This is a genomic window from Streptomyces sp. NPDC088350 (assembly GCF_044753545.1).
Lineage (GTDB): Bacteria > Actinomycetota > Actinomycetes > Streptomycetales > Streptomycetaceae > Streptomyces.
Map to the genome: position 1 here is coordinate 173,355 of NZ_JBIVNL010000008.1, position 21,881 is coordinate 195,235.

Below are 21,881 nucleotides of genomic sequence, written 5' to 3' on the forward strand. Positions count from 1 at the left end.
TAAGAGCCGTACAGGGGTCAGCCGGGGTCGCCCGGCCGCCCCTCCTCCTGCTCGCCGAGGGAGTTGCGCATCGTGCGCAGGGCGAGGAGAAGGACGGCGATGTCGTCCAGATACACGGGATCGGGCATCAGGTCCGTCGGCAGTACGAAATAGAGGACGGCCCCCCAGAAAACCCATGTGGGGCCGGTCGGAAGCCCTGCGCGCCGCAGTCCGCGCCGCAGACGGACGAGCCGCACCAGCACTCCGACGGCCACGGCGAGCAGCGTCGCCGCGAGCACCGCGGCGATGACGATCACGGTTGTGGTCGAGTCCACTGGCGCCCCTTTTTCCGGTCCGACGGCACGGCATGTGCCCTATCCGGATGCCCGGTTACGGCCCCGGTATGGCCGACGAGGGGAACATCACACTCGAACGCGCGGCAGGGCCTTGACAGTCGACGACCCCTTGTCGGCCACTGGTACGTTTTCACCGTGAGCGACACCCACAGCGCGGGCACCCACGTACGGATCGGCCTCGACGCCCCGCCCCGCGTGGCGAGCCTCGGCGTCGGTGTGCACGGCACGGTGAGCCCGCGTGACGTGTTCCGGCTGCCGGACCTGTGGCAGTTGCACCTCTACCGCTACGAGGCGGAGCTGACCGTCGACGGTGTCCCGCACGAGATCAGGCCCGGCCATGTGAGCCTGGTGCCGCCCGGCGCGCTGGTGCGGTTCCACTACCGGGGCCGCTCCGAGCACCTCTTCGCCCACCTCGAACTCCCGTCGGACGGTGAGCGGTTGACCGTCCCCATGATGCAGGACGCGGGTACGCAGACACCCGTGCTGACCGACCTGATGCTGCGGGCCGTCGCGGCGGCGCCGCGCAACTCCGCGCGTGCGGCGGCGGAGTTGTGGACCGTCCTGTGGCGCGTGGCGGACCTCGCGACCCCGGCCGCCGGCGGCACCGCCGGGCCACACCCCGCGCTTGCCCTCGCCGTCGCCCATATCGAGTCGCACCTGGCCGCACCGCTGACGGTGCCCGAAGTGGCGTACGCGGCGGGCGTCTCGCACAACCACCTCATCCGCCTGTTCCGCGCCGAGACCGGCGGCACGGTCGTCGCCTACATCCGGCGCCGCCGTATGGAACGCGCCCGGCATCTCCTGCGCGAGTCGACCCTCTCCGTCACGGCGATCGCCGCCGCCGTCGGCATCGGCGATCTGCAGGCCTTCAACAAGGCGTGCCGACGCGAACTGGGCGACTCACCCAGGGGAGTTCGCGCCGGCACCGGGTGAATCAGTCCCGGCCCGCACCCCGGTAGAGGTCCAACTCCCCGTCCAGCTCGACCGCCAGGACCGTCGCCCGCTCGTCCACATCGGCGGTGCCCGGCGCGTCGATCCACGTCACACCGGGCACGTCACCGAGCCCGCCGATGACGTCGTGACCGAGTTCGGCGCCGGTGCCCAGAACGGTGACCCGCTTGACGGGCGTACGGAGGCCGCGTACCGAGACCGACTCGCGCGGCGGATCGAAGCACACCAGGTACAGCGTGCGGCGATCGGCGGAGAGGGTGCTGGGTCCGTAGTGGTGTCCGGCGGGCAGTCCGGCGACGGTGCCGTACACCGCCTCCGCGTGCCGGGCGATCCACGCGCCGAGGCCCTCAAGGCGCTCCGTCTGTGCGGGCGTTGTCGTCCCGTCCTCCTTCGGGCCCACGGCGAGCAGGAGGTTGCCGCCCATCCCGATCGTCTCCGTGAAGTAACGCACCAGCTGCCGCACCGACTTGTGATGCTCGTCCTGATGCTGGAAACCCCACGAGTCGTTGACCGTGAGGCACAACTCCCAGGGCCCGTCCGGGGCTTGCAGCGGCACCCCCTGCTCGGGCGTCGCGTAGTCGCCGTGGCTCAGCATGCGGGCGTTGAGGACCGTGTCGGGGTTCCCGGCCAGGATCAGCTCGGCCAACTCCCGCATGCCCCACTGCTCTTCGCTCCGCTCCCACTCCCCGTCGAACCACAGCAGGTCGGGCCGGAAGCGGTCGACGAGTTCGCCGACCTGGCCGTTGCGATAGGCGAGGTAGCGTGCCCAGGCGGCCGGGTCCTCCTCGCCGGGCCGTGCGGAGGCGTACGGGTTGGTGCGGATCTCCTCGTCGGGTGGCCGCGGGTGCACCGTGCTGGCGTAGTCGGGGTGGTTCCAGTCGGAATGGGAGTAGTAGAGCCCGACCTTGAGGCCTTCCTCGCGCAGCGCGTCCGCGTACGGGCCGATCAGATCGCGGCCGGCCGGGGTGCGGCGGACCACGTTCAGGTCGCCGTGGGCCGAGTCCCACAGGGCCACGCCGTCGTGGTGACGGGCGGTCAGTACCGCGTACCCGGCCCCCGCCCGCGCGAACAGCCGGGCCCAGGCCCGCGGGTCGTAGTGCGCGGCGGTGAACCCATCCAGCTGCCGCATGTACTGGTCGTGCGGGACCTGGCCGTTGTAGAAGGACCAGGACTCCGGCACACCGTCGACGGCGTAGATCCCGTAGTGCAGGAAGATGCCCAACTTGGCATCGCGGAACCAGGGTTGCATCGGCATGCCGCCAAAGTAGGTCGGGGGGTGGCGGGGGCGCGTGGGTGGTGGTCACCATTGGTGGTCCATTTTCACCGGCGTCACCGCGCTGCGCGGGTGGTCGGCCACGTGACAGGGGGACGGTCGCTGTCGAGGCCGGCCTTCAACACCTCGGCCCTGTCGCGGAGTTGCTCAGGCTCCGGGCGCGGTGTCGATCCAACCGGCCTCGGCGGGCAGCCCCTCGCGCACGTGTCGCCGGAGGCCGAGTGCCGTTGGCCGAGGGACCGCACGACGGCCCCCCGGCCCCCGCTTCGGCCCCGGCCGCCTACTGCTCTTCAGCCGACCGGCCACCGTCACGCGACGGACCCTCACCGGCTCCGCCGGTCGGCGGCGCCGGGCGCAGTGCCTTCGTCGCGTCCCTCAGCCGACCGAAAGTTCGCTGGAAGGGCTGGAACGGGGACCCGGCCGCCCCGGTCGTCCGAGAAGGCGGCCCGGACACGTCACCGGAGGATTCACGCAGCGCGGCCAGCGCCTCGTTGGCGCGGTCGGCGGACTCCCGGTACAGGTCCCGCGACTTGGTCATCGCCTCCAGCGCCTCGGCGTACATCGCCACGAGCCTGCGCTCGCGGGCGAGTTCCTCCTCCAGGGTCATCAGGCTCCACCGCTCCCGCAGTGCGGTGACGGCCGCCTCGCCGCCCTCCGGCAGCGGGCGCGCGGACACGGCGTAGCGGCACAGCACGTCCACGAGTGCGGTGGGTTCGGAACCGTCGAGAAAGACACTGCGCACGGAGAAGTCGCGTACGTCGTAGCCGGGGGCGGCCGGGTTCGTGGGCAGGACCACCGCACCGCCGCGCGGCACCTGGAAGTCGAACTCGCGCAGCAACGCCCAGTTGACGGACCGTAGTTGGTCCGGTGTGGCCCGGTGCTCCACCACGCAGTGCCGGAGACTCGGCGGCAGCAGCCGGGCAAGGGGCAGCCGGCCGAGCGCCTCGGGCGTCATGGCCTCGTGCACGACGACGTGCGTGCTCCAGCCGTCCTGCGCGCAGCTCCTGAACAGGCGCCGCAGGTCCTTCTCGTCCGAAGGCAGCGGGTTTACCTCCCGGAAGCGCAGCCCAGGAACCGTCACATGGTCCCAGTCGGCGTCCGCGTCCTCGGGCCAGAACACGGTCGCGGGGGAGGGCCACCGAGGATCCCAGACCCGCTCGGCCTCCGCGACCAGCACCCACTCCTGCCCCTGAGCCGCGGCCGAAGCAGCAGAGGAGGAGGAGCCCGATCCCGGTCCCGGTTCCGGAACGGGCGGCAGCGTCAGCCGCGCCCGCACCGTCACCGTCCCCTCGACCCGCCAACGCGCCTCGAAGACCCGCTCAACACCATGCTGATCTTCGTCCGGTTCCAGATGGTCGTCGATGACCTCGCGGTCCTTGAGTCGCTGCAACTGCCGCCGTACGACGTCTGCCGCGTCGGAACCGACATGGCTGCCGCGACCCAGCCACACCGTGTGGGGGATCGTGGGCGGAGTTGTGGAGGAGTTCGACATAGGCCAATCTGCGGGCGGGGGCGGTGCTGACCCACCAGTATGACCGTGGGAGATCTTGGCGGGTCAAGCGGGGGTCGTAGGGTCTCGTATGCCCGAATTTCCTGCGATACCGCGCGAACTTGCGCGCGGGGTGTGATCGGTCCACTCCGGGTGGCCGGGTTTCACTCGTGTCCGTGACATGGCAACGTCCCCAGAATGGTGGGGCGGACGGGACCCGCCCACCATCCGCTCGGGGTGGGTCCCGTCCGTGTGCCACCGGTCCTCACCTCCGCCGACGACCGTCCGCGGCGCCCGGCCGGGACGGGACGCCCGCTTCGGGCCGGGGCGCGCTGAACCCGGCCGGCACCGGGCGCGCGCTCGTCGCGGAAGGCACTTCCAGGGGGACGACCGTCTCCTCGCGCGGCGGCCGGGTACGCGGCACGGGCCGGCCGACGACGCGGGTGTGCGTCATCAGCGAGGCGCAGGCCGCGCAGACCTCGGCGAGGGTCCACACCTGGCCCACCGCGGGATCGTGCCGCAGGACGAGCAGCACCGAGCCCGAGCAGTCGACCCGGGTCCCCTCGTGCGCCGCACACCGCTGCCGACGGCAGCCGCAGGCCGCGTCGGGCCGTACGGTCGCCGCTCTGACGTGGGCCGCCGCATGGGCTTCGGCGAAGCGGCGCAGGGCCGCGATGTCGCGCGACCGGGCGGGCATGCCGCACCCGGAGGAGCAGCTGACCGAGGCGGTACGGTCGCGGTGACCTGTGATGCGAATAGTCCAGGTACGCCCGGGCCGACGGGCTGACGGGGCGTCAGGGTACGCGAGAGCCAAGACCACAGTTCCTTTGAGTGGAGGTGTTCACGCGGAAGAGGCGCTGAGTTAAGAACTACCCGGCGTGGGGCAGTTCACATCATTTGCGGCCCCCAAGTATTCGTTCGAGCCCGCGGTGCGTCTCCTTCAGTGGGGATAGACGCGCGGCGCCCGCTGCCGGGGCAGTTCGTCGCGGAAGTCCTCGATGAGCGAACCGACCTGACGGATGAGGGTGGTTGACTCCAGCCGGTCGAGATAGAGGTTGCGGCGCGCGAGTCCCGGCGCGTCCACGCAGAAGTACACGGCCATCAGCGGATTGATGAACAGCTCGCCGCCGCGCGTGCGTTCGGTGAAGCGGACGTCGCCGAAGTCCCCGCGTACGGCTGCCGCCACGGAACCGTTGACGATGCTCGGATGCTCCGGCGTGCACTCCTGGGCGTGGGCCACCGCGTCGAGATACAACTGCCCCTCGCGGCTCTCGCACGGCAGGGAGAACGCGCCGAGGTAGGCACCCGCACGCTCCAGCGCGGCCAGATTCTCCAGCACCAGCGCGTGGTTGACCCCGTGATACGCGTCGACGCCGAACCCGAGGCAGGCCACCGTCCGCACCGGCACGTCCTCCAGCCCGTTCACCGCCGCGAGGCTGACCATGTCCTCCTCCGGTGTGCCCAGCCCGTGCTCGTCGCCCCGCATCAGGATGTCGGTCCCGCCGTCCACCAGCACGATCGCGTCGACACCGCCGAGATGGCCGATCAGCGTGCGGTACGCGTCCCGCAGGGGCCGCACACCGGTCAGGGGGAACGCGTACACCGTGGACGGCAGGTCGTGCAGGGCGAGCCACCGGGCGAGGGACCGCTCGGGGAAGTAGTCGCCCCGGGCCGCCGTGTCGGGCCGTACGGCGGCGACGTCCCGGTCCACCCACACGTCCAGGTCGAGGCCGTACAGGTCGGCGAAGGACAGGTTGGCGAGGTGCACCTCCTTGCCGGCCGAGCGCAGTGCGAGGGCCAGCGGCAGCCCGGCGTAGACGTCGAAGCCGCCGCCCGCGCCGGCGACGAGTATCCGGCGCGCGTCGCGCAGTCGGGAGAAGAACGGGGGTTCGAGGAGGGAGAACACCGGAGGACGTCAACAGCCCCGTACGCCATGATGGGCGGGTGGACTTCGAGCCGTACCGGGGCGAGTTGGTGGCGTACTGCTATCGGATGCTGGGCTCCTTCCACGAGGCCGAGGACCTGGTGCAGGAGACGATGCTGCGCGCGTGGAAGGCCCGGGACCGCTACGACCCGAGCCGCGCCTCCGTACGGACGTGGCTGTACCGCATCGCCACCAACGTGTGCCTCACCGCGCTCGAAGGACGGGCGCGCCGCCCCCTGCCGTCCGGCCTCGGCGCGCCGAGCGAGGACCCCGGGACACCGCTCACCCCGGCGACCGACATCCCCTGGCTGCAGCCCTTCCCCGACGCGCGCTACGACATGGAGGCCCGCGCCGACATGCGGCTCGCCCTGGTCGTCGCCCTGCAACGGCTCCCGGCACGGCAGCGGGCCGTACTCGTGCTGCGCGAGGTGCTGCAGTTCAGCGCCGCCGAGGTAGCGGAACAGCTCGACACCACCGTCCCGGCCGTCAACAGCACCCTCCAGCGCGCCCGCGCCGCCCTCACGGACATCGGTGACGACTCCGCGATCGCCGAACCGGACGACCCCGAGGCACGCGAGGTCGTCGACCGCTACCTCCGGGCGTTCGAGGCCGCCGACGTCCCGGCCCTGGTACGGCTGCTGGCCGACGCCGTGGTCCTGGAGATGCCGCCGATCCCGTACTGGTTCCGGGGCACCGAGCACTACGCCGCCTTCATGCGCCGGGTCTTCGAACTCCGGGGCACGGACTGGGCGTTGACGCGACTCGCCGCCAACGGACAGCCCGCACTCGCCGCGTACGCGCGGGACCCCGACGGCGGACACCGCTGGCTGCACAGCCTCCAGGTGTTCACGGTCACCGGCGGCCGTGTCACCCGCAACGTCGTCTTCACCGAACCGCGGGTACTGGCCGCCTTCGACCTGCCGCAGCGGATTTCTTCGGACCGACCGCACCCGCCGCGATGAGTTCGGCCGACGCCGCCGGTACGTACCGGTGAGCATCGACCGAAAGGACATGGATCATGAGCGTCACCGTCATTCAGTTCACCACCCTGGACGGGGTCGTCTCCGACCCCGACGGGTCCGACGGCACTCCGTACGGCGGCTGGCTCTTCCGCTACGGCCGTGCGGAGATCGAGGGCGACAGGTTCCGGCTGGGCGACACCCTGGACGACGGGGTGGTGCTGCTGGGCCGTGGCACGTGGGAGGCGTTCGCGCGGTTGTGGCCGGGCCGCGACGACCTGTTCGCCGCCCGCATGAACGCCGCGTCGAAACTGGTCGCCTCCCGCACCCTGACCGACGTGTCGGCGTGGGCGAACTCGACCGTCCTCGACGGCGATCTCGTCGACGCCGTGAAACGCGAGGAACGGGAGGTCGTCGTCATGGGCAGCCTGAGCGTCGTCCACACGCTGATGGCGGAGGACCTGGTCGACGAGTACCGACTCATCACCTTCCCCACCGTCGTCGGCGCCGGCGAGCGGCTGTTCGCCCCGGACGGTCCGTCCGTGCACCTGGAGTGCCGGGAGGCCGAGAAGACGGGATCCACCGAGTTCGCCCGGTACGGGAGGGCCGTGAGCTGACGCGCGGAGGGGCCCGGCGGTACGGCCGCGGGGCCCCTCGACGTCAGCTTCAGCTGACCGAGACTTACGCGCCGCTCGCCCGCAGCATGTCCTCACGCTCGACGATCTTCACGCGCTCACGGCCCTGCGGCTCGCCCAGCGCCTTCTCGGCGGCGTCCAGCTTGTACCAGCCGTCCCACGTGGTGAAGCGGACGTTCCGCTCGGCGAAGAACGCCTCCACGGCCTCCGGGTCGGGCGAGACAGGCGTGTGCAGACGGCCGCCCGCGTGGTCGGCGAGCAGGTTCGCGACCGTCTCGTTGGCATCGCCCTTGGTGTGGCCGATCAGACCGACCGGGCCACGCCGGATCCAGCCGGTGACGTACGTCGACCGGAGGTGCTCGCCGGTCTCCTGGATGACCCGGCCGCCCTCGTCCGGGACCGTGCCCGACTCGATGTCCCAGGGGAGCTTGGGGAGCTTGTCGGAGAGGTAGCCGACCGCGCGGTAGACCGCGGTGACGTCCCAGTCCTTGAACTCGCCGGTGCCCTTGACGTTGCCGGTGCCGTCGAGGGCGGTGCGCTCGGTGCGCAGGCCGACGACCCTGCCGTCCTCGCCGAGGATCTCGGACGGCGACTCGAAGAAGTGCAGGAAGAGCTTGTGCGGGCGGTCGCCGGCATCGCGGATCGCCCAGTTCTCCAGGGTCTTGGCGACCATGTCGGCCTGCTTGTTGCCACGGCGGGTGGCGATCGAGCCCTCGTCGTAGTCGATGTCCTCGGGGTCGACGATGACCTCGATGTTGGGGGAGTGGTCCAGCTCGCGCAGCTCCATCGGGCTGAACTTCGCCTGCGCCGGGCCACGGCGGCCGAAGACGTGGACCTCCAGCGCCTTGTTGGCCTTCAGGCCCTCGTGGACGTTCGGCGGGATCTCGGTCGGCAGCAGCTCGTCGCCGGTCTTGGCGAGGACGCGGGCCACGTCGAGGGCCACGTTGCCGACACCGAGGACGGCGACCTTCTCCGCCTCCAGCGGCCAGGTGCGCGGGACGTCCGGGTGGCCGTCGTACCAGGAGACGAAGTCGGCGGCGCCGTAGGAACCGTCGAGGTCGATGCCGGGTATGGACATGTCGCGGTCGGCCGTGGCGCCGGTGGAGAAGACCACCGCGTCGTAGAAGCTGCGCAGGTCGTCCAGACTGATGTCGGTCGGGTAGTCGACATTGCCGAAGAGGCGGATCTGCGGCTTGTCCAGGACCTGGTGCAGGGCGGTGATGATGCCCTTGATGCGCGGGTGGTCGGGGGCGACGCCGTACCGGATCAGGCCGAAGGGCGCGGGCATCCGCTCGAAGAGGTCGATGGACACGCCGGGTTCGGCGGCCACCTCGGACTTGAGCAGGGCGTCGGCGGCGTAGATCCCGGCGGGGCCGGCTCCGACGATGGCTACCCGCAGGGGGCGCGGCATGATCAGGTTCCCTTCGAGCGATGACAAGCGACTCGACGGGAAGCCTAAACTGAGGCATGCCTAAGTCGGTATGCGGGTCCGGTCTATGACCTCATAAGGCCGACTTATGGGGTGTCCAAGCCTGATATGTGGACCGGGCGGGAGTCCTCAGCCGGCCGGACGAATGTGTACCACGTCCTGTACGACCTCGGGCGGTGCGCTGAGCAACTGGACCATGACCCGCGCGACGGTGGCCGAGGGGAGCGGCTTCATGGCGCCCACCCTGGTCAGATAGCCGTCCGCCTCCCACACGGGGGCCGCGCGCTGCCGGTCCTCGCCGGGGAAGTTCTCGATGAAGGCGCTGTCCGAGATGGAGCCCAGGATCACCAGCGCGACCCGGATGCCGTCGCCGCGCAGCTCCTTGTGCATCGCGGCGGTGAAGCCGTTCAGTCCGTGTTTGCTGGCCGCGTACATGGCCATCAGCGGCATGTGGTCCAGGGTGATCTCCGAGGAGATGTTGAGAATGTCACCACCTCCCGCCGCCCGCAGCAGGGGCACCGCCGAGCGGATCGTGTGGATCGGACCCAGGAGATTGGTGCCGACGCAGGCGTGGATGTCCTCGTCGGCGGTCTCCTCGATGGCACGGATGCGGGCGACACCGGCACTGTTCACCAGGATGTCCACCCGCCCGAACCGCTCCTCGACCTGAGCGAACGCCGCACGGACATCGTCGCCGCTGCTGACGTCGGTCGGGATCGTCAGCACCGACCCGGCCATCTCCCGCGCGGCGGCGTCCAGCCGGTCGGCACGCCGGGCGAGCAGGACCACCCGCGCCCCGCTCTCGGCGAGCAGCGCTCCGACGGCACGCCCCACGCCGGTCGAACCTCCGCTGATCACGGCGACCTTGCCCTGCATCGTGCCTGCCATGACGGCCTCCCCGGCGAGACGTGACGAACGGATGAGAGGCTACCTCTCGCAATTTGAGAACGCCATATCCACGACAGGGGGCCGGAGCTGGGCCGCCCGGCACCGGCAACAGGGTGCTTCCCTGCGGGAAATGAGGCCGTAATCGCGAGAGGATTTCCTCATGGGAAATCGAGATTCACACCAGGAAACCCCGGATGCTGGGAGCCTCCCATGGCGATGGACACCGCAGCCGCACCGCCCACGACCACCGGCCCCGCGCCGGCGGCCGACCCCGCACCCGACCTCGCCGCCCAAGTCCGCGCGGACGGCGTCGAGTTCGTCCTGGCCGTCTTCGTCGACCTCGCGGGCAAGCCCTGCGCCAAACTCGTCCCCGTCGAGGCGGTCGACGAACTCCAGTCCGACGGCGTCGGATTCGCGGGCTACGCGGCCGGCGCGCTCGGCCAGCAGCCCAGCGACCCGGACGTCATCGCGCTCCCGGACGTCACCTCGTACACCCCACTGCCCTTCGTGCGCCCCGGACTCGCCCTCGTGCACTGCGACCCGCACGTCGAGGGAAAGCCCTGGCCGTACGCGCCCCGCGTCGTCCTGCGCGCCGTACTGGCGCGGGCCGCCGAACTCGGACTGTCCCTCGCGGTCGGCGCGGAGATCGAGTACTTCCTCGTCAACCGCGACGAACACGGCACACTCACCGTCGCCGACAGCCGCGACACCGCGGCCCAACCCTGTTACGACGCCCGCGGGTTGACCCGGATGTACGACCACCTCACCGCCGTCTCCAAGGCGATGAACTCCCTCGGCTGGGGCAACTACGCCAACGACCACGAGGACGGCAACGGCCAGTTCGAGCAGAACTTCGCCTACGCCGACGCCCTCACCACCGCCGACCGGGTCATCACCATGCGGTACCTGGTGTCGGTACTGGCCGAACAGCGCGGCATGACAGCCACGTTCATGCCGAAGCCGTTCACCGACCGCACCGGCTCCGGGATGCACATGCACCTGTCGCTGTGGCGGGGCGGCGAGCCCGCCTTCCCCGACGCCTCCGACACCCGCGGCCTCGGCCTGTCCCCGCTCGCCTACTCCTTCGTCGGCGGCATCCTCGACCACGCCCGCGCCCTCCAGGCCGTCATCGCGCCCACCGTCAACTCGTACAAGCGCACCGGCGCGGTCTCCACCCGCTCGGGCGCCACCTGGTCGCCCCGCAAGGCGGGTTACGGCGGCAACGACCGGACGCACTTCGTCCGCGTCCCCGACGGCGACCGCATCGAACTGCGCGGCGGCGACGGCTCCGCCAACCCCTATCTCGCCGCGGCCGCGGCCCTCGCCGCCGGACTCGACGGCATCGAGCGCGCCCTCGACCCCGGTGAACCGGGAGACGCGGCGGCCACGGCATCCCGCCCCGAACTGCCCCCGACGCTCCTGCACGCTGTCGAGGCACTGGCCGCCGACCCGGTGATCGGCGGCGCCCTCGACGCGGCGGGCCCGGGGGTCAGCGAGTACTTCGGCGAGGTCAAGCGCCAGGAGTTCTTCGACTGGCACGGCACGGTCGGCGCCTGGGAGTTGGACCGTTACCTCACCGCCTTCTGACCCACCCGTTCCTCCTCGTCGGAAGAGAGCCGCATGTGCGGAATCGTCGGGCTCCATCTGCGTGAGCCCTCCCTCGAACCCCGGCTCGGTGAACTGCTCACCGCCATGCTGGGCCAGGTCGTCGAACGCGGCCCGGACTCGGCGGGCGTCGCGGTCTACGGCGACCCGCGCCTGTCGCCGTCCGGGCGTGCCGTCGTCTCCCTGCTCGGAGTGACCCCGCGCGAGGCGGCAACGGCGTTGCCGGACGCGGTGGTTGTCGCCGCCGACGCCACGACGGTGGTGCACGCGCCGTCGCCGGTCGCCGAGTTGCTCGCCACGATCGCGACCGCGTTGCCGCAGGCCACCGTGATCGGCTCGGGCGAGGGGTTCGCCGTCCTCAAGGGCACTGGAAATCCAGTCCGGTTGGCGAAGTCGTTCGACCTCGCCGGAGTCACCGGCTACCAGGGTGTCGGCCACACCCGGATGGCCACCGAGTCGGCCGTCACCCCCGAGGGCGCGCACCCCTTCTCCGTCGGCCCCGGTCAATGCCTGGTCCACAACGGGTCGTTCGCCAACCATGCCACCGTCCGACGCGAACTGCGCGCCCAGGGAGTGGAGTTCGACAGCGAGAACGACTCCGAGGTCGGCGCCCGCTTCGTCGCCCACCACCTCGCGCTCGGCGCGGACCTGGAGAAGGCGCTGCGGCTGCTGTGCGAGCGCTTCGACGGCTTCTACACGCTGCTCGTCTCCACCACCGACTCCTTCGCGGTCGTCCGCGACGCCATCGCCTGCAAGCCCGCGCTGGTCGCCGAGACCGACGCCTGGGTGGCGATGGCCTCCGAGTACCGCGCCCTGGACGTCCTGCCGGGCATCGAGAACGCCCGCATCTTCGAACCCGAGCCGGAAGAGGTGTACATATGGCGTCGCTGACCGAGGTGGACCTCGCGGCTTCCTCCGTGCGCGATCTCAACCAGGCGCTGCACGCCCCTCAACCAGTCCCGTCCTGGCGGGTGTCGAACCCCCGGGGCGCGCACAGTGTGGCCTGCGGTCTCCGGGACGACGTGACCGTCGACATCGAGGGTCACGTCGGCTACTACTGCGCCGGCATGAACCAGCACGCCACCGTCACCGTGCACGGCAACGCGGGAGTAGGCGTCGCCGAGAACATGATGTCCGGCACGGTCCGGGTGCGCGGCGACGCCTCCCAGTCCGCCGGAGCCACGGCACACGGCGGCCTGCTGGTGATAGAGGGCAACGCGGCGGCCCGGTGCGGGATCTCGATGAAGGGCGTGGACATCGTCGTCGGCGGGAACGTCGGCCACATGAGCGCGTTCATGGGACAGGCGGGCCGACTCGTGGTCTGCGGCGACGCCGGTGACGCACTCGGCGACTCCCTCTACGAGGCCCGCCTCTACGTCAAGGGCAAGGTCAAGTCCCTCGGCGCGGACTGCGTGGAGAAGGAGATACGGGACGAACACCGCGTAGAACTCGCCGAGTTGCTGAAGGCGGCGGAGTTCGACGAGGACCCCGCCGACTTCCGGCGCTACGGCTCGGCCCGGCAGCTGTACCACTTCAAGGTCGACAACTCGACGGCGTACTGAGGGAGTTGTTGCCGCCATGGACAGGGACAAGGGCATGGGCATGGAAAGGGACACGGGCGTGGACTTCGCATCGCACGGTCTGCGTGAGTCGGCCACCTTCGACCGCGCCACCATCCACGCCATCCAACGGGCCGCCGCGACCGGCGTCTACGACATCCGCGGCTGGGGCGCCAAACGCCCCCTCCCGCACTTCGACGACCTGCTCTTCCTCGGCGCCAGCATGTCCCGCTATCCCCTGGAGGGCTACCGCGAGCGCTGTGACACCGACGTGGTCCTCGGCACCCGCAACGCCAAGTACCCGCTGCACCTGGACATCCCGGTCACCATCGCCGGCATGAGCTTCGGTGCGCTGTCCGCGAACGCCAAGGAGGCGCTGGGGCGCGGGGCGAGCGCGGCCGGCACCTCCACCACCACCGGCGACGGCGGCATGACCCCGGAGGAACGCGGCCAGTCCAAGCACCTCGTGTACCAGTACCTGCCGTCCCGCTACGGCATGAACCCCGACGACCTCCGCAAGGCCGACGCCATCGAAGTGGTCCTCGGACAGGGCGCCAAGCCCGGCGGCGGCGGAATGCTGCTCGGCCAGAAGATCACCGACCGCGTCGCCGGGATGCGCACCCTCCCCGTCGGCGTCGACCAGCGCAGCGCCTGCCGCCATCCCGACTGGACCGGCCCCGACGACCTCACCATCAAGATCGGCGAACTCCGCGAGATCACCGACTGGGAGAAGCCGGTCTACGTCAAGGTCGGCGCCACGCGCACCTATTACGACGTGAAGCTCGCCGTCCACGCGGGCGCCGACGTCGTGGTCGTCGACGGCATGCAGGGCGGTACCGCGGCGACCCAGGAGGTGTTCATCGAGCACGTCGGCATCCCCACCCTCGCCGCGATTCCCCACGCGGTACGGGCACTTCAGGAACTCGGCGTCCACCGCGAGGTCCAACTCATCGTGTCCGGCGGCATCCGCACCGGCGCCGACGTGGCCAAGGCGATCGCGCTCGGCGCGGACGCGGTCGCCATCGGCACCGCCGCCCTGATCGCCCTCGGCGACAACCACCCCGGCCACGACGCCGAATACCGCCAACTCGGCTCCGCCGCAGGATACTTCGACGACTTCCAGGACGGCCGCGACCCGGCCGGCATCTCCACCCAGGACGAGGAACTCGCCGCCCGCCTCGACCCCGTCGAAGGCGGACGCAGGCTCGCCAACTACCTCCGCGTCCTCACCATGGAGGCCCAGACCCTCGCCCGCGCCTGCGGCAAGGCCCACCTCCACCACCTGGAACCCGAGGACCTGGTCGCCCTGACCATCGAGTCCGCCGCCATGGCCCGCGTCCCCCTCGCAGGCACCGACTGGATCCCCGGAACACCTGGAACCCCCGGAGCCGTACGGTGATCGCCGTCGTCGGCGCCGGTCTGATGGGCGCGGCCACGGCCTGGCAACTCGCCCGCCAGGGCCACGAGGTCACCCTCGTCGAGGCGTACGACATCGGGCACAAGTACGGCAGCTCCCACGGCAGTTCACGCATCTACCGCCGCGCCTACGCAGACCCCCTCTACGTCCGCCTGACCGGCGAGGCCCGCGAACTCTGGCAGGAGCTGGAGCACGACACCGGCGCCCAACTGCTCCGCCTCACCGGGGGCTTGGACTTCGGCAGGGCCCGCGATCCGGAGGGCATCGCGGACATCCTGGCGGCAGCCGCCGTACCGCACGAACTGCTGACCGCCGCCGAAGCGGCCGACCGCTGGCCGCAGTTCCGCTTCGACGGTCCCGTGCTCCACCATCCGGACGCGGGCACGGTCGACGCCGACACGACGGTGGCCGCCGCGGTACGCCGGGCTGCCGAACTGGGCGCGCACGTACTCACCGGCGTCCGCGTGACCGGCGCGGACATCCGCGACGACGGCCGCGTGGAGCTGCGTACGGACGGCCCGGCGGTCGTCGCGGACACCGTCGTGATCGCGTCCGGCGCCTGGCTGCCCCAACTCGCCGCCCCGCTGGGCATTTCCGAGCCCCTGCCGCCCCTCCGGGTGACCCAGCAACAGGTCTTCCACTTCCGCCGCCGCGACCCGTCGGCGACCTGGCCCGTCTTCGTCCACAAGGACGAACTGAGCCTCTACGGCCTCCCGTCCGGCACTGACGGCGGCCTGTTCCCGGCACTCAAGGTCGCCCAGCACGACGAAGGCACCCCGACCACCGCCGACACCCGCACCGGCGCCATCGACCCGGCCTCGCGCGACAAGGTCACCGCATGGGTGGAGCGCACCCTCCCGGGCCTCGACCCCAAGCCCGTCGCCGAGGCCAGCTGCCTCTACACCACCACCCCCGACGAGGACTTCGTCCTGGACCGGACCGGCCCCTTCGTCGTGGTCTCCCCGTGCTCGGGCCACGGTGCCAAGTTCACGCCACTCATCGGGGCGATGGCCGCCGACCTGGCCCAGGGCCGCGCCGAACCCCACCCACGCTTCGCCCTGAACCGGTGACCACGAACCCGCGACTCCCGGCACACCACGGCCCATCAGGCAGAATGACCGCCATGGGCACCGACCACGACCAGACAGCCGCTCTGCCCGACCGCGAGATCACCCCCGAACAGGCCGACGGGCCAGTGGACTTGGAGACCGCGATCGCCCGCCAGGTGCGCCGCTACCGGATCGCGGCCGGTCTGTCGGTGGCGGAGATGGCGGCCCGGGTCGGCATTTCGAAGGCGATGCTCTCGAAGATCGAGAACGCGCACACCTCGTGCAGCCTCACCACCCTCGGCCGCCTCGCCACCGGCCTGAACGTCCCGGTCACCGCCCTGTTCCGGGGCGTCGACACCGAACGCGAGGCCGTCTACGTCCCCTCGGGCCACGGCGCCCAGATCATCCGCCGCGGCAGCCGCGTAGGCCACCTCTACGAACTCCTCGGCGCCCTGCGCGGCCCCCACAAACGCATGGAAGCGGTCCTGGTCACCCTCACCGAGTCCAGCGAGGTCTTCCCCCTCTTCCAGCACCCCGGCACCGAACTGCTCTACATGCTCGAAGGCGTCATGGTCTACGGCCACGGAGAGGCGACCTACACCATGCGCCCCGGCGACGCCCTCCAACTCGACGGCGAGGGTGCGCACGGCCCCCAGGAACTGGTCGAACTCCCCATCCGCTTCCTGTCCGTCACGGCCTTCGGCGACCACGGAAGGGAGTGAAGGGTTAGGCTGCGCGGCAGAACAGGGATCGTCGACGCGTTGGTGGCCGGGGTGGCGCGTCTCTCCGACCTGTTCACGGGAGACGCCGATGGCGTACCGATCCCTCCTCCGCGTTCCCGGCGCGGGATTCTTTCCGCTCGGGTTCCTTGCCCGCCTTCCTTACGCCACCTCCTCCCTCGCGACACTCGTCCTCGTCCAGGCAGCCTCCGGCAGTTACGCCTTCGCCGGTCTCGCCGCAGCCGCCCAGGGCGTCGCGAACGCGCTCGGCGGTCCGATCTCCGGGGCGCTGGCCGACCGCCACGGCCACCGCCTCGTCGGGACGGTCACCACACTCGCCAACGCCGTCGCCCTGACCGGCCTCATCGCGGCGAGCCACACCGGCCGCGCAAGCACGATCGTCGCGTCGGCCCTGGCCGGACTCACCCAACCGCCGGTCGGCGCCCTGGTACGAGTCCACTGGTCACGCCTGCTCCACACGCGCGACCGGCCCGACCTCATCCCGACCGCCTTCTCGTACGAGGCGACCGCCGACGAGATCGGCTTCGTCGCCGGACCCGCGCTCGTCGGACTGCTCACCACCCTCGGCCCGACGGCGCCGACCACGGCGGCCATCGCCCTCCTCGTCCTGGCCACCCTCCCCTTCGCCCTGTCCCTCGCGGGCGGGGGAGCCGAGCACCGGAAGAGCTCCCACGCCTCGCGAACTCCTCTGCCACGGCTCCCACTTGCCGCCATGTTCCTCGCCATGGCCGCGATGGGCACGATCTTCGGCGCCACACAGACCGCCGTCACCGCCTACGCCAACGAGAGCGGGCGACCCGGTAGCGCAGGACTCCTCTACGCCGTCTTCGGCATCGGCAGCGCCCTGGCCGGTGCCGCCTGCGCCTGGCTTCCCGCGCGCTTCACCCTCCGCCACCGGTACGTGACCTTCGCGGCGACCTTGCTGCTGGGCGCGCTCACCCTGGTCGTGGGGGAGGGACTGCGGGCCGTTCCCACGGCCATGGCCGTCGCCGGTGTGACCGTGGCTCCCTACCTGATCAGCCTCTATGCCCTCACCGATCGCCTCGCGCCCGCCGACCGGGCGACCGTCGCCCTGACGATCCTGTGCGCGGGCGGACCGCTCGGCACCGCGACCGGGCAGGTGGTGGCCGGGTATCTCGCCGACAACCACGGCAGCGCCGGAGCGTTCCTGGTGGCGCCGATCGCGGCGACGGCCGCTCTGCTGCTCGCCGTAGCGGTGTTCCTGGCCGGCACCGGTGCCCTCCGCCCGGCTGTTCGTGTTGCCGTCGGGTCCGGGACACCCGAGTCTGGGGGAATGGGTAGGGCCAAGGGGAGGACGGGCGATGGGGACGAGCGCTGAAACACCGGACGCCGAGCGGCGACGGCTGGCCGAGGCCGACGACTCCGGGGTGCCCTGGCGCCGTTGGGGTCCCTATCTGAGCGAGCGCCAGTGGGGGACCGTACGCGAGGACTACAGCCAGGGCGGTGACGCCTGGTCGTACTTCACCCACGACCAGGCACGCTCCCGCGCCTACCGCTGGGGCGAGGACGGCATCGCCGGCGTCAGCGACGACAAGCAGCGGCTGTGCTTCGCGCTCGCGCTGTGGAACGGCCGCGATCCCATCCTCAAGGAGCGGATGTTCGGCCTCACCAACGCCGAGGGAAACCACGGCGAGGACGTCAAGGAGTACTACTTCTACCTCGACAGCACGCCCACGCACTCGTACATGAAGTACCTCTACAAATACCCGCAGTCGGAGTTCCCGTACGAGGACCTCAAGGCCACCAACCAGGCGCGTGGGCGCGGCGACTTCGAGTACGAACTCCTCGACACCGGCATCTTCGACGAGGACCGCTACTTCGACGTGTTCGTCGAGTACGCCAAGGCGGGCCCCGAGGATCTGCTGATCGAGATCACCGCCCACAACCGCGGCCCCGACGAGGCGCCGCTGCACCTGCTGCCGACCCTGTGGTTCCGGCACACCTGGTCCTGGGCGGGCGGTACCGCCGTCCCGTCCATCCGCCAGGAACCCGGCGGCCACCTCCGCGCCGACCACGAGGAGCTGGGCCCGCGTTGGCTGTACTGCGACGCGGACGCGCGGACCCTGTTCACCGAGAACGACACCAACAACGAGAAGGTCTTCGGCAGTTCGAACACCTCCCCGTACGTCAAGGACGGCATCGACCGCTACGTCGTCGGAGGCGAGACCGGAGCCGTCAACCCCGACCGGACCGGCACCAAGGCCGCAGTCCACCACGTGCTCACCATCCCGGGCGGCCAGAGTGCCACCGTCCGCCTGCGCCTCAGCGCCACCGAACTGCCCGACTGGACCGCCGACTTCGACCCAGTCATGTCCCAACGCCGTGCCGAGGCAGACGAGTTCTACGACGGCATCACCTCGGCCGACACCCCGGTCGACGAACGGCGTTTGGTCCGGCAGGCGTTGGCCGGGATGCTGTGGAGCAAGCAGTACTACTACCTCGACGTCGAGCGCTGGCTGTCCGAGCACGGCGTCGACCCGCTCGCCTCCGACCCCCGGGTGCGGAACAGCAACTGGTACCACATGGTCAACGACGAGATCATGTCGATGCCGGACACCTGGGAGTACCCGTGGTTCGCGGCCTGGGACCTCGCCTTCCACACCGTCGCCCTGTCGACGGTCGATCTCACCTTCGCCAAGGGCCAGTTGGACCTGCTGCTGCGCCGCCTCTACCTCCACCCCAACGGCCAGATCCCGGCCTACGAATGGAACTTCGGGGACGTCAACCCACCCGTGCACGCCTGGGCCACCCTGCTCCTCTACGAGTTGGAGAAGCACCGCACCGGCAAGGGCGACCGCGCCTTCCTGGAGAACGCCTTCCACAAGCTGATGAAGAACTTCAGCTGGTGGCTCAACCGCAAGGACACCGACGGCAACAACGTCTTCCAGGGCGGCTTCCTCGGCCTCGACAACATCGGCGTCTTCGACCGCAGCGCCCCCCTCCCCACCGGCGGCCACCTCGACCAGGCGGACGGCACCGCGTGGATGGCGCTGTACTGCCAGAACCTCCTGGAGATCGCCATAGAGTTGGCCGTCGACAACCCCGTCTACATCGAGCAGGCGCAGTCCCTGTTCGAGCACTTCGCGTGGATCGCCGTCGCCATGAACCGCATCGGCGCCGACAACGCGAGCCTGTGGGACGAGGAGGACGGCTTCTTCTACGACGTGCTGCGACTGCCCGACGGCACGGCGACCCGGCTCAAGGTCCGCTCCCTGGTCGGACTGATCCCCCTCGCGGCCACCAGCCTGGTCGGCGGCTGGGCGGACCAGCGCTTCCCCGAACTGGTCGCGGGAGCACGGGAGTTCATCGATCGCCATCCGGCCGTGGAAGCCACCATCTCCTCCCACGAGACGCTGGGCCCGAACGCCGACGGCCGCTATCTCTTCGCCCTGTTCGGCGAGGACCGGCTGCGGCGAGTCCTGTCCCGGATGCTCGACGAGGGCGAGTTCCTCGGCCCGCACGGCATCCGCTCCCTCTCCCGTTACCACGCCGAGCACCCGTACAGCTTCGAGGTGCACGGGGAGTCGTACGGTGTCGGCTATCTGCCCGCCGAGTCCGACTCCGGGATGTTCGGCGGCAACTCCAACTGGCGCGGCCCCGTGTGGTTCCCGGTCAACCTGCTGCTGATCCGCGCCCTGCTCAACCTGCACGCCTTCCACGGCGCCGACTTCACCGTCGAGTGCCCGACCGGCTCGGGCCGGCAGCTCACCCTCTACGAGGTCGCCCGCGAGATCTCCGACCGGCTCACCGCCACCTTCCTCAGCGACGAGGACGGACACCGGCCGGTGCACGGCGCCCAGGCCAAGTTCGCCAAGGACCCGCACTGGAAGGACCTGATCCTCTTCTACGAGTACTTCCACGGCGACAACGGCGCCGGTCTCGGCGCCTCCCACCAGACCGGCTGGACCGGCCTGTCGGCCGTCACCGCCACCCTCTTCCGCACCCTGGGCGACGGCGAGTGGTCGGCCAGGGGCCGCGAGAGCCTGCGCCCGACCGGCGACCGAGAGGAGCCGCTGTCATGACCGCCTGGCCCGACCACCCGGTGATCTACGAGATCAACACCCTCATCTGGCTAGGGGAGTTGAGCAGCCGCTACGGCCACCCCGTCACCCTCGGCGAGGTGCCCGAGGCCGCCTGGGACGAGGTCGCGCTCGACGGCGTCGACGCCGTCTGGCTGATGGGCGTGTGGGAACGCAGCCCCGCCGGACTGGAGATCGCGCTGCGCGACGCCTCACTCCAGGCATCCTTCCGCGCCGCGCTGCCCGACCTCCGCCCGGAGGACGTGGCCGGATCGCCGTACTGCGTACGGAACTACGTCGTCGACGCGTCCCTCGGCGGCCCCGAAGGGCTGGCTGCTGCCCGCGCCCAACTGGCCTCCCGTGGCGTCCGGTTGATCCTCGACCACGTCCCCAACCATGTGGCCCCCGACCACCCCTGGCTGACCGAGCGCCCCGGCTGCCTGGTCCAGGGCACCCCGGACGACCTGGCCCGCGACCCCGCAGCCTTCCTCGAAGCCGGCGGCCGGGTGTTCGCCCGGGGCCGCGACCCCTACTTCCCGCCCTGGCCCGACGTCGTCCAACTCAACGCCTTCAGCGACGAGTCGCGTACGGCGGCCGTCGACACCCTGGTCTCGATCGGCGACCAGGCGGACGGCGTGCGCTGCGACATGGCCATGCTGCTGATGACCGACGTGTTCGCGAAGACCTGGGGAGAACGGGCCGGCACGGCACCGGCCGAGGACTTCTGGCCGTACGTCATCCCCAAGGTCCGCGAGCGTCACCCCGACCTCCTCTTCGTCGCCGAGGCGTACTGGGACCTCGAATGGGCCCTCCAGCAGCAGGGGTTCGACCACTGCTACGACAAACGGCTCTACGACCGGCTGCTGCACGAGGGTGCGGAATCGGTGCACGGCCATCTGCAGGCCGACCTCGGCTACCAGCGCGGCCTGGTCCGTTTCCTGGAGAACCACGACGAACCCCGGGCCGCCGCCACCCTGTCACCCGAGCGGGAGCGGGCGGCGGCGATCACCATCGCGACCCTGCCGGGTGCGACGCTGTGGCACGAGGGCCAGTTCGAGGGACGGAAGGTGCGGCCACCGGTGTTCCTGTCCCGTCGGCCGGAGGAGCCCGTCGACAAGGAACTCCGCGCGTTCCACCACCAGTTGCTCGCCGCGGTCGCCTCCTCCGGCATGCGCACAGAAGGGACGTGGCAACTGCTCGACTGCACCGGCTGGCCGGACAATCCGTCCCACGAGAACCTGGTCGCCTGGTCCTGGACCACCGCTTCCGGCCGCCACGTGGTCGTCGTGAACCTCTCCGACCAGCCCGCCCAGGGGCGGGTCCGCCTCCCGTGGGCCGACCTGCGCGGTGGCTCCCACCGGCTCACCGAACTCCTCGCCGACCGGACCTACGACCGGGACGGCGACGAGCTGGTCGACCCCGGTCTGTATGTCGAGTTGGAGGGTCTGCGTTGGCATCTGGTCGCGGTGATGCCGCGATCTTGACCTGTGGCCAACTGGTGAAGGATTGACGGGAGTTGTGAAAGGTGACAACAATTCAGCCAGCTTCGCTGTGACTTCACTGAAGCACATGCGAGCGGTCCGGTCGC

The 21,881-nt window shown here is 70.7% G+C and carries 19 protein-coding genes; 12 read left to right on the forward strand and 7 right to left on the reverse strand.

Annotated elements, in window-relative coordinates; translation table 11 throughout:
- Positions 1 to 17: 17 nt before the first annotated feature.
- Positions 18 to 314 (reverse strand): YkvA family protein, encoded by a 297-nt coding sequence (locus ACIQBL_RS28465; RefSeq protein WP_401946071.1) that lies wholly within the window; start codon positions 312 to 314, stop codon positions 18 to 20.
- A 156-nt stretch (positions 315 to 470) separates the two neighbouring features.
- On the opposite strand from ACIQBL_RS28465, the gene ACIQBL_RS28470 reads away from it, so the two are divergent.
- Positions 471 to 1,268 carry a helix-turn-helix domain-containing protein gene (locus tag ACIQBL_RS28470; RefSeq protein WP_401946073.1) on the forward strand — a complete coding sequence of 266 codons (798 nt, stop codon included), beginning with the start codon at positions 471 to 473 and terminating at the stop codon, positions 1,266 to 1,268.
- A gap of 1 nt (position 1,269) precedes the next feature.
- Here ACIQBL_RS28470 and ACIQBL_RS28475 read toward each other — a convergent pair whose 3' ends face one another.
- The 4 genes from ACIQBL_RS28475 to ACIQBL_RS28490 all read right to left on the reverse strand — a co-directional run bounded on the left by ACIQBL_RS28475 (position 1,270) and on the right by ACIQBL_RS28490 (position 5,954).
- Positions 1,270 to 2,541, reverse strand: a complete 1,272-nt coding sequence (locus tag ACIQBL_RS28475; protein ID WP_401946074.1) for an alpha-L-fucosidase — start codon at positions 2,539 to 2,541, stop codon at positions 1,270 to 1,272.
- 298 nt (positions 2,542 to 2,839) lie between these two features.
- Positions 2,840 to 4,051 carry a hypothetical protein gene (locus ACIQBL_RS28480; protein WP_401946076.1) on the reverse strand — a complete coding sequence of 404 codons (1,212 nt, stop codon included), beginning with the start codon at positions 4,049 to 4,051 and terminating at the stop codon, positions 2,840 to 2,842.
- A gap of 262 nt (positions 4,052 to 4,313) precedes the next feature.
- The gene (locus ACIQBL_RS28485; protein ID WP_401946078.1) at positions 4,314 to 4,745 is read right to left on the reverse strand and encodes a hypothetical protein; all 432 of its coding nucleotides are present in this window, start codon (positions 4,743 to 4,745) and stop codon (positions 4,314 to 4,316) included.
- 243 nt (positions 4,746 to 4,988) lie between these two features.
- The gene (locus ACIQBL_RS28490; RefSeq protein ID WP_401946079.1) at positions 4,989 to 5,954 is read right to left on the reverse strand and encodes a DUF1152 domain-containing protein; all 966 of its coding nucleotides are present in this window, start codon (positions 5,952 to 5,954) and stop codon (positions 4,989 to 4,991) included.
- 38 nt (positions 5,955 to 5,992) lie between these two features.
- Between ACIQBL_RS28490 and ACIQBL_RS28495 the strand changes: the two genes are divergently transcribed.
- Both ACIQBL_RS28495 and ACIQBL_RS28500 read left to right on the forward strand, forming a co-directional pair.
- The gene (locus ACIQBL_RS28495) at positions 5,993 to 6,934 is read left to right on the forward strand and encodes a sigma-70 family RNA polymerase sigma factor (RefSeq protein WP_401946081.1); all 942 of its coding nucleotides are present in this window, start codon (positions 5,993 to 5,995) and stop codon (positions 6,932 to 6,934) included.
- 56 nt (positions 6,935 to 6,990) lie between these two features.
- Positions 6,991 to 7,548, forward strand: coding sequence for a dihydrofolate reductase family protein (locus tag ACIQBL_RS28500; RefSeq protein WP_401946082.1), 558 nt, complete (start codon positions 6,991 to 6,993; stop codon positions 7,546 to 7,548).
- Positions 7,549 to 7,612: 64 nt separating this feature from the next.
- On the opposite strand, the gene ACIQBL_RS28505 is transcribed toward ACIQBL_RS28500, so the two are convergent.
- Together ACIQBL_RS28505 and ACIQBL_RS28510 are read right to left on the reverse strand one after the other, a co-directional pair.
- Positions 7,613 to 8,977 (reverse strand): FAD-dependent oxidoreductase, encoded by a 1,365-nt coding sequence (locus tag ACIQBL_RS28505; RefSeq protein ID WP_401946083.1) that lies wholly within the window; start codon positions 8,975 to 8,977, stop codon positions 7,613 to 7,615.
- Positions 8,978 to 9,124: 147 nt separating this feature from the next.
- Positions 9,125 to 9,883, reverse strand: a complete 759-nt coding sequence (locus tag ACIQBL_RS28510; protein ID WP_401946084.1) for an SDR family oxidoreductase — start codon at positions 9,881 to 9,883, stop codon at positions 9,125 to 9,127.
- A gap of 210 nt (positions 9,884 to 10,093) precedes the next feature.
- On the opposite strand from ACIQBL_RS28510, the gene glnT reads away from it, so the two are divergent.
- From glnT to ACIQBL_RS28555, 9 genes are all read left to right on the forward strand, one after another.
- Positions 10,094 to 11,470, forward strand: coding sequence for a type III glutamate--ammonia ligase (gene glnT / locus ACIQBL_RS28515; RefSeq protein WP_401946085.1), 1,377 nt, complete (start codon positions 10,094 to 10,096; stop codon positions 11,468 to 11,470).
- A 33-nt stretch (positions 11,471 to 11,503) separates the two neighbouring features.
- Positions 11,504 to 12,379 (forward strand): glutamine amidotransferase, encoded by an 876-nt coding sequence (locus ACIQBL_RS28520; protein ID WP_401946086.1) that lies wholly within the window; start codon positions 11,504 to 11,506, stop codon positions 12,377 to 12,379.
- Positions 12,367 to 13,050 carry a glutamate synthase gene (locus ACIQBL_RS28525; RefSeq protein ID WP_401946088.1) on the forward strand — a complete coding sequence of 228 codons (684 nt, stop codon included), beginning with the start codon at positions 12,367 to 12,369 and terminating at the stop codon, positions 13,048 to 13,050. The genes ACIQBL_RS28520 and ACIQBL_RS28525 overlap by 13 nt, the downstream gene beginning before the upstream one ends.
- Positions 13,051 to 13,066: 16 nt before the next feature.
- Positions 13,067 to 14,446: an FMN-binding glutamate synthase family protein gene (locus ACIQBL_RS28530; protein WP_401946090.1), complete on the forward strand. Its 1,380-nt coding sequence runs from the start codon at positions 13,067 to 13,069 to the stop codon at positions 14,444 to 14,446.
- Positions 14,443 to 15,534: an FAD-dependent oxidoreductase gene (locus tag ACIQBL_RS28535; RefSeq protein WP_401946092.1), complete on the forward strand. Its 1,092-nt coding sequence runs from the start codon at positions 14,443 to 14,445 to the stop codon at positions 15,532 to 15,534. Before ACIQBL_RS28530 ends, ACIQBL_RS28535 begins: the two co-directional genes overlap by 4 nt.
- Positions 15,535 to 15,587: 53 nt before the next feature.
- Positions 15,588 to 16,235, forward strand: coding sequence for a helix-turn-helix domain-containing protein (locus ACIQBL_RS28540; protein WP_401946093.1), 648 nt, complete (start codon positions 15,588 to 15,590; stop codon positions 16,233 to 16,235).
- An 88-nt stretch (positions 16,236 to 16,323) separates the two neighbouring features.
- Positions 16,324 to 17,592, forward strand: coding sequence for an MFS transporter (locus tag ACIQBL_RS28545; protein WP_401946095.1), 1,269 nt, complete (start codon positions 16,324 to 16,326; stop codon positions 17,590 to 17,592).
- Entirely contained in the window at positions 17,576 to 20,296 is a 2,721-nt protein-coding gene (locus tag ACIQBL_RS28550; protein WP_401946096.1) for an MGH1-like glycoside hydrolase domain-containing protein, read from the forward strand. The genes ACIQBL_RS28545 and ACIQBL_RS28550 overlap by 17 nt, the downstream gene beginning before the upstream one ends.
- Positions 20,293 to 21,777 (forward strand): alpha-amylase, encoded by a 1,485-nt coding sequence (locus ACIQBL_RS28555; protein WP_401946098.1) that lies wholly within the window; start codon positions 20,293 to 20,295, stop codon positions 21,775 to 21,777. The genes ACIQBL_RS28550 and ACIQBL_RS28555 overlap by 4 nt, the downstream gene beginning before the upstream one ends.
- Positions 21,778 to 21,881 lie beyond the last annotated feature (104 nt).

Coding starts and splice junctions, on each gene's coding strand:
- ACIQBL_RS28475 (WP_401946074.1), bottom strand. CDS start 2,541: ATGCCGATGCAACCCTGGTTCCGCGATGCCAAGTTGGGCATCTTCCTG.
- ACIQBL_RS28480 (WP_401946076.1), bottom strand. CDS start 4,051: ATGTCGAACTCCTCCACAACTCCGCCCACGATCCCCCACACGGTGTGG.
- ACIQBL_RS28485 (WP_401946078.1), bottom strand. CDS start 4,745: ATGCCCGCCCGGTCGCGCGACATCGCGGCCCTGCGCCGCTTCGCCGAA.
- ACIQBL_RS28500 (WP_401946082.1), top strand. CDS start 6,991: ATGAGCGTCACCGTCATTCAGTTCACCACCCTGGACGGGGTCGTCTCC.
- ACIQBL_RS28505 (WP_401946083.1), bottom strand. CDS start 8,977: ATGCCGCGCCCCCTGCGGGTAGCCATCGTCGGAGCCGGCCCCGCCGGG.
- ACIQBL_RS28510 (WP_401946084.1), bottom strand. CDS start 9,883: ATGGCAGGCACGATGCAGGGCAAGGTCGCCGTGATCAGCGGAGGTTCG.
- glnT (WP_401946085.1), top strand. CDS start 10,094: ATGGCGATGGACACCGCAGCCGCACCGCCCACGACCACCGGCCCCGCG.
- ACIQBL_RS28520 (WP_401946086.1), top strand. CDS start 11,504: ATGTGCGGAATCGTCGGGCTCCATCTGCGTGAGCCCTCCCTCGAACCC.
- ACIQBL_RS28525 (WP_401946088.1), top strand. CDS start 12,367: ATGGCGTCGCTGACCGAGGTGGACCTCGCGGCTTCCTCCGTGCGCGAT.
- ACIQBL_RS28530 (WP_401946090.1), top strand. CDS start 13,067: ATGGACAGGGACAAGGGCATGGGCATGGAAAGGGACACGGGCGTGGAC.
- ACIQBL_RS28540 (WP_401946093.1), top strand. CDS start 15,588: ATGGGCACCGACCACGACCAGACAGCCGCTCTGCCCGACCGCGAGATC.
- ACIQBL_RS28545 (WP_401946095.1), top strand. CDS start 16,324: ATGGCGTACCGATCCCTCCTCCGCGTTCCCGGCGCGGGATTCTTTCCG.
- ACIQBL_RS28550 (WP_401946096.1), top strand. CDS start 17,576: ATGGGGACGAGCGCTGAAACACCGGACGCCGAGCGGCGACGGCTGGCC.
- ACIQBL_RS28555 (WP_401946098.1), top strand. CDS start 20,293: ATGACCGCCTGGCCCGACCACCCGGTGATCTACGAGATCAACACCCTC.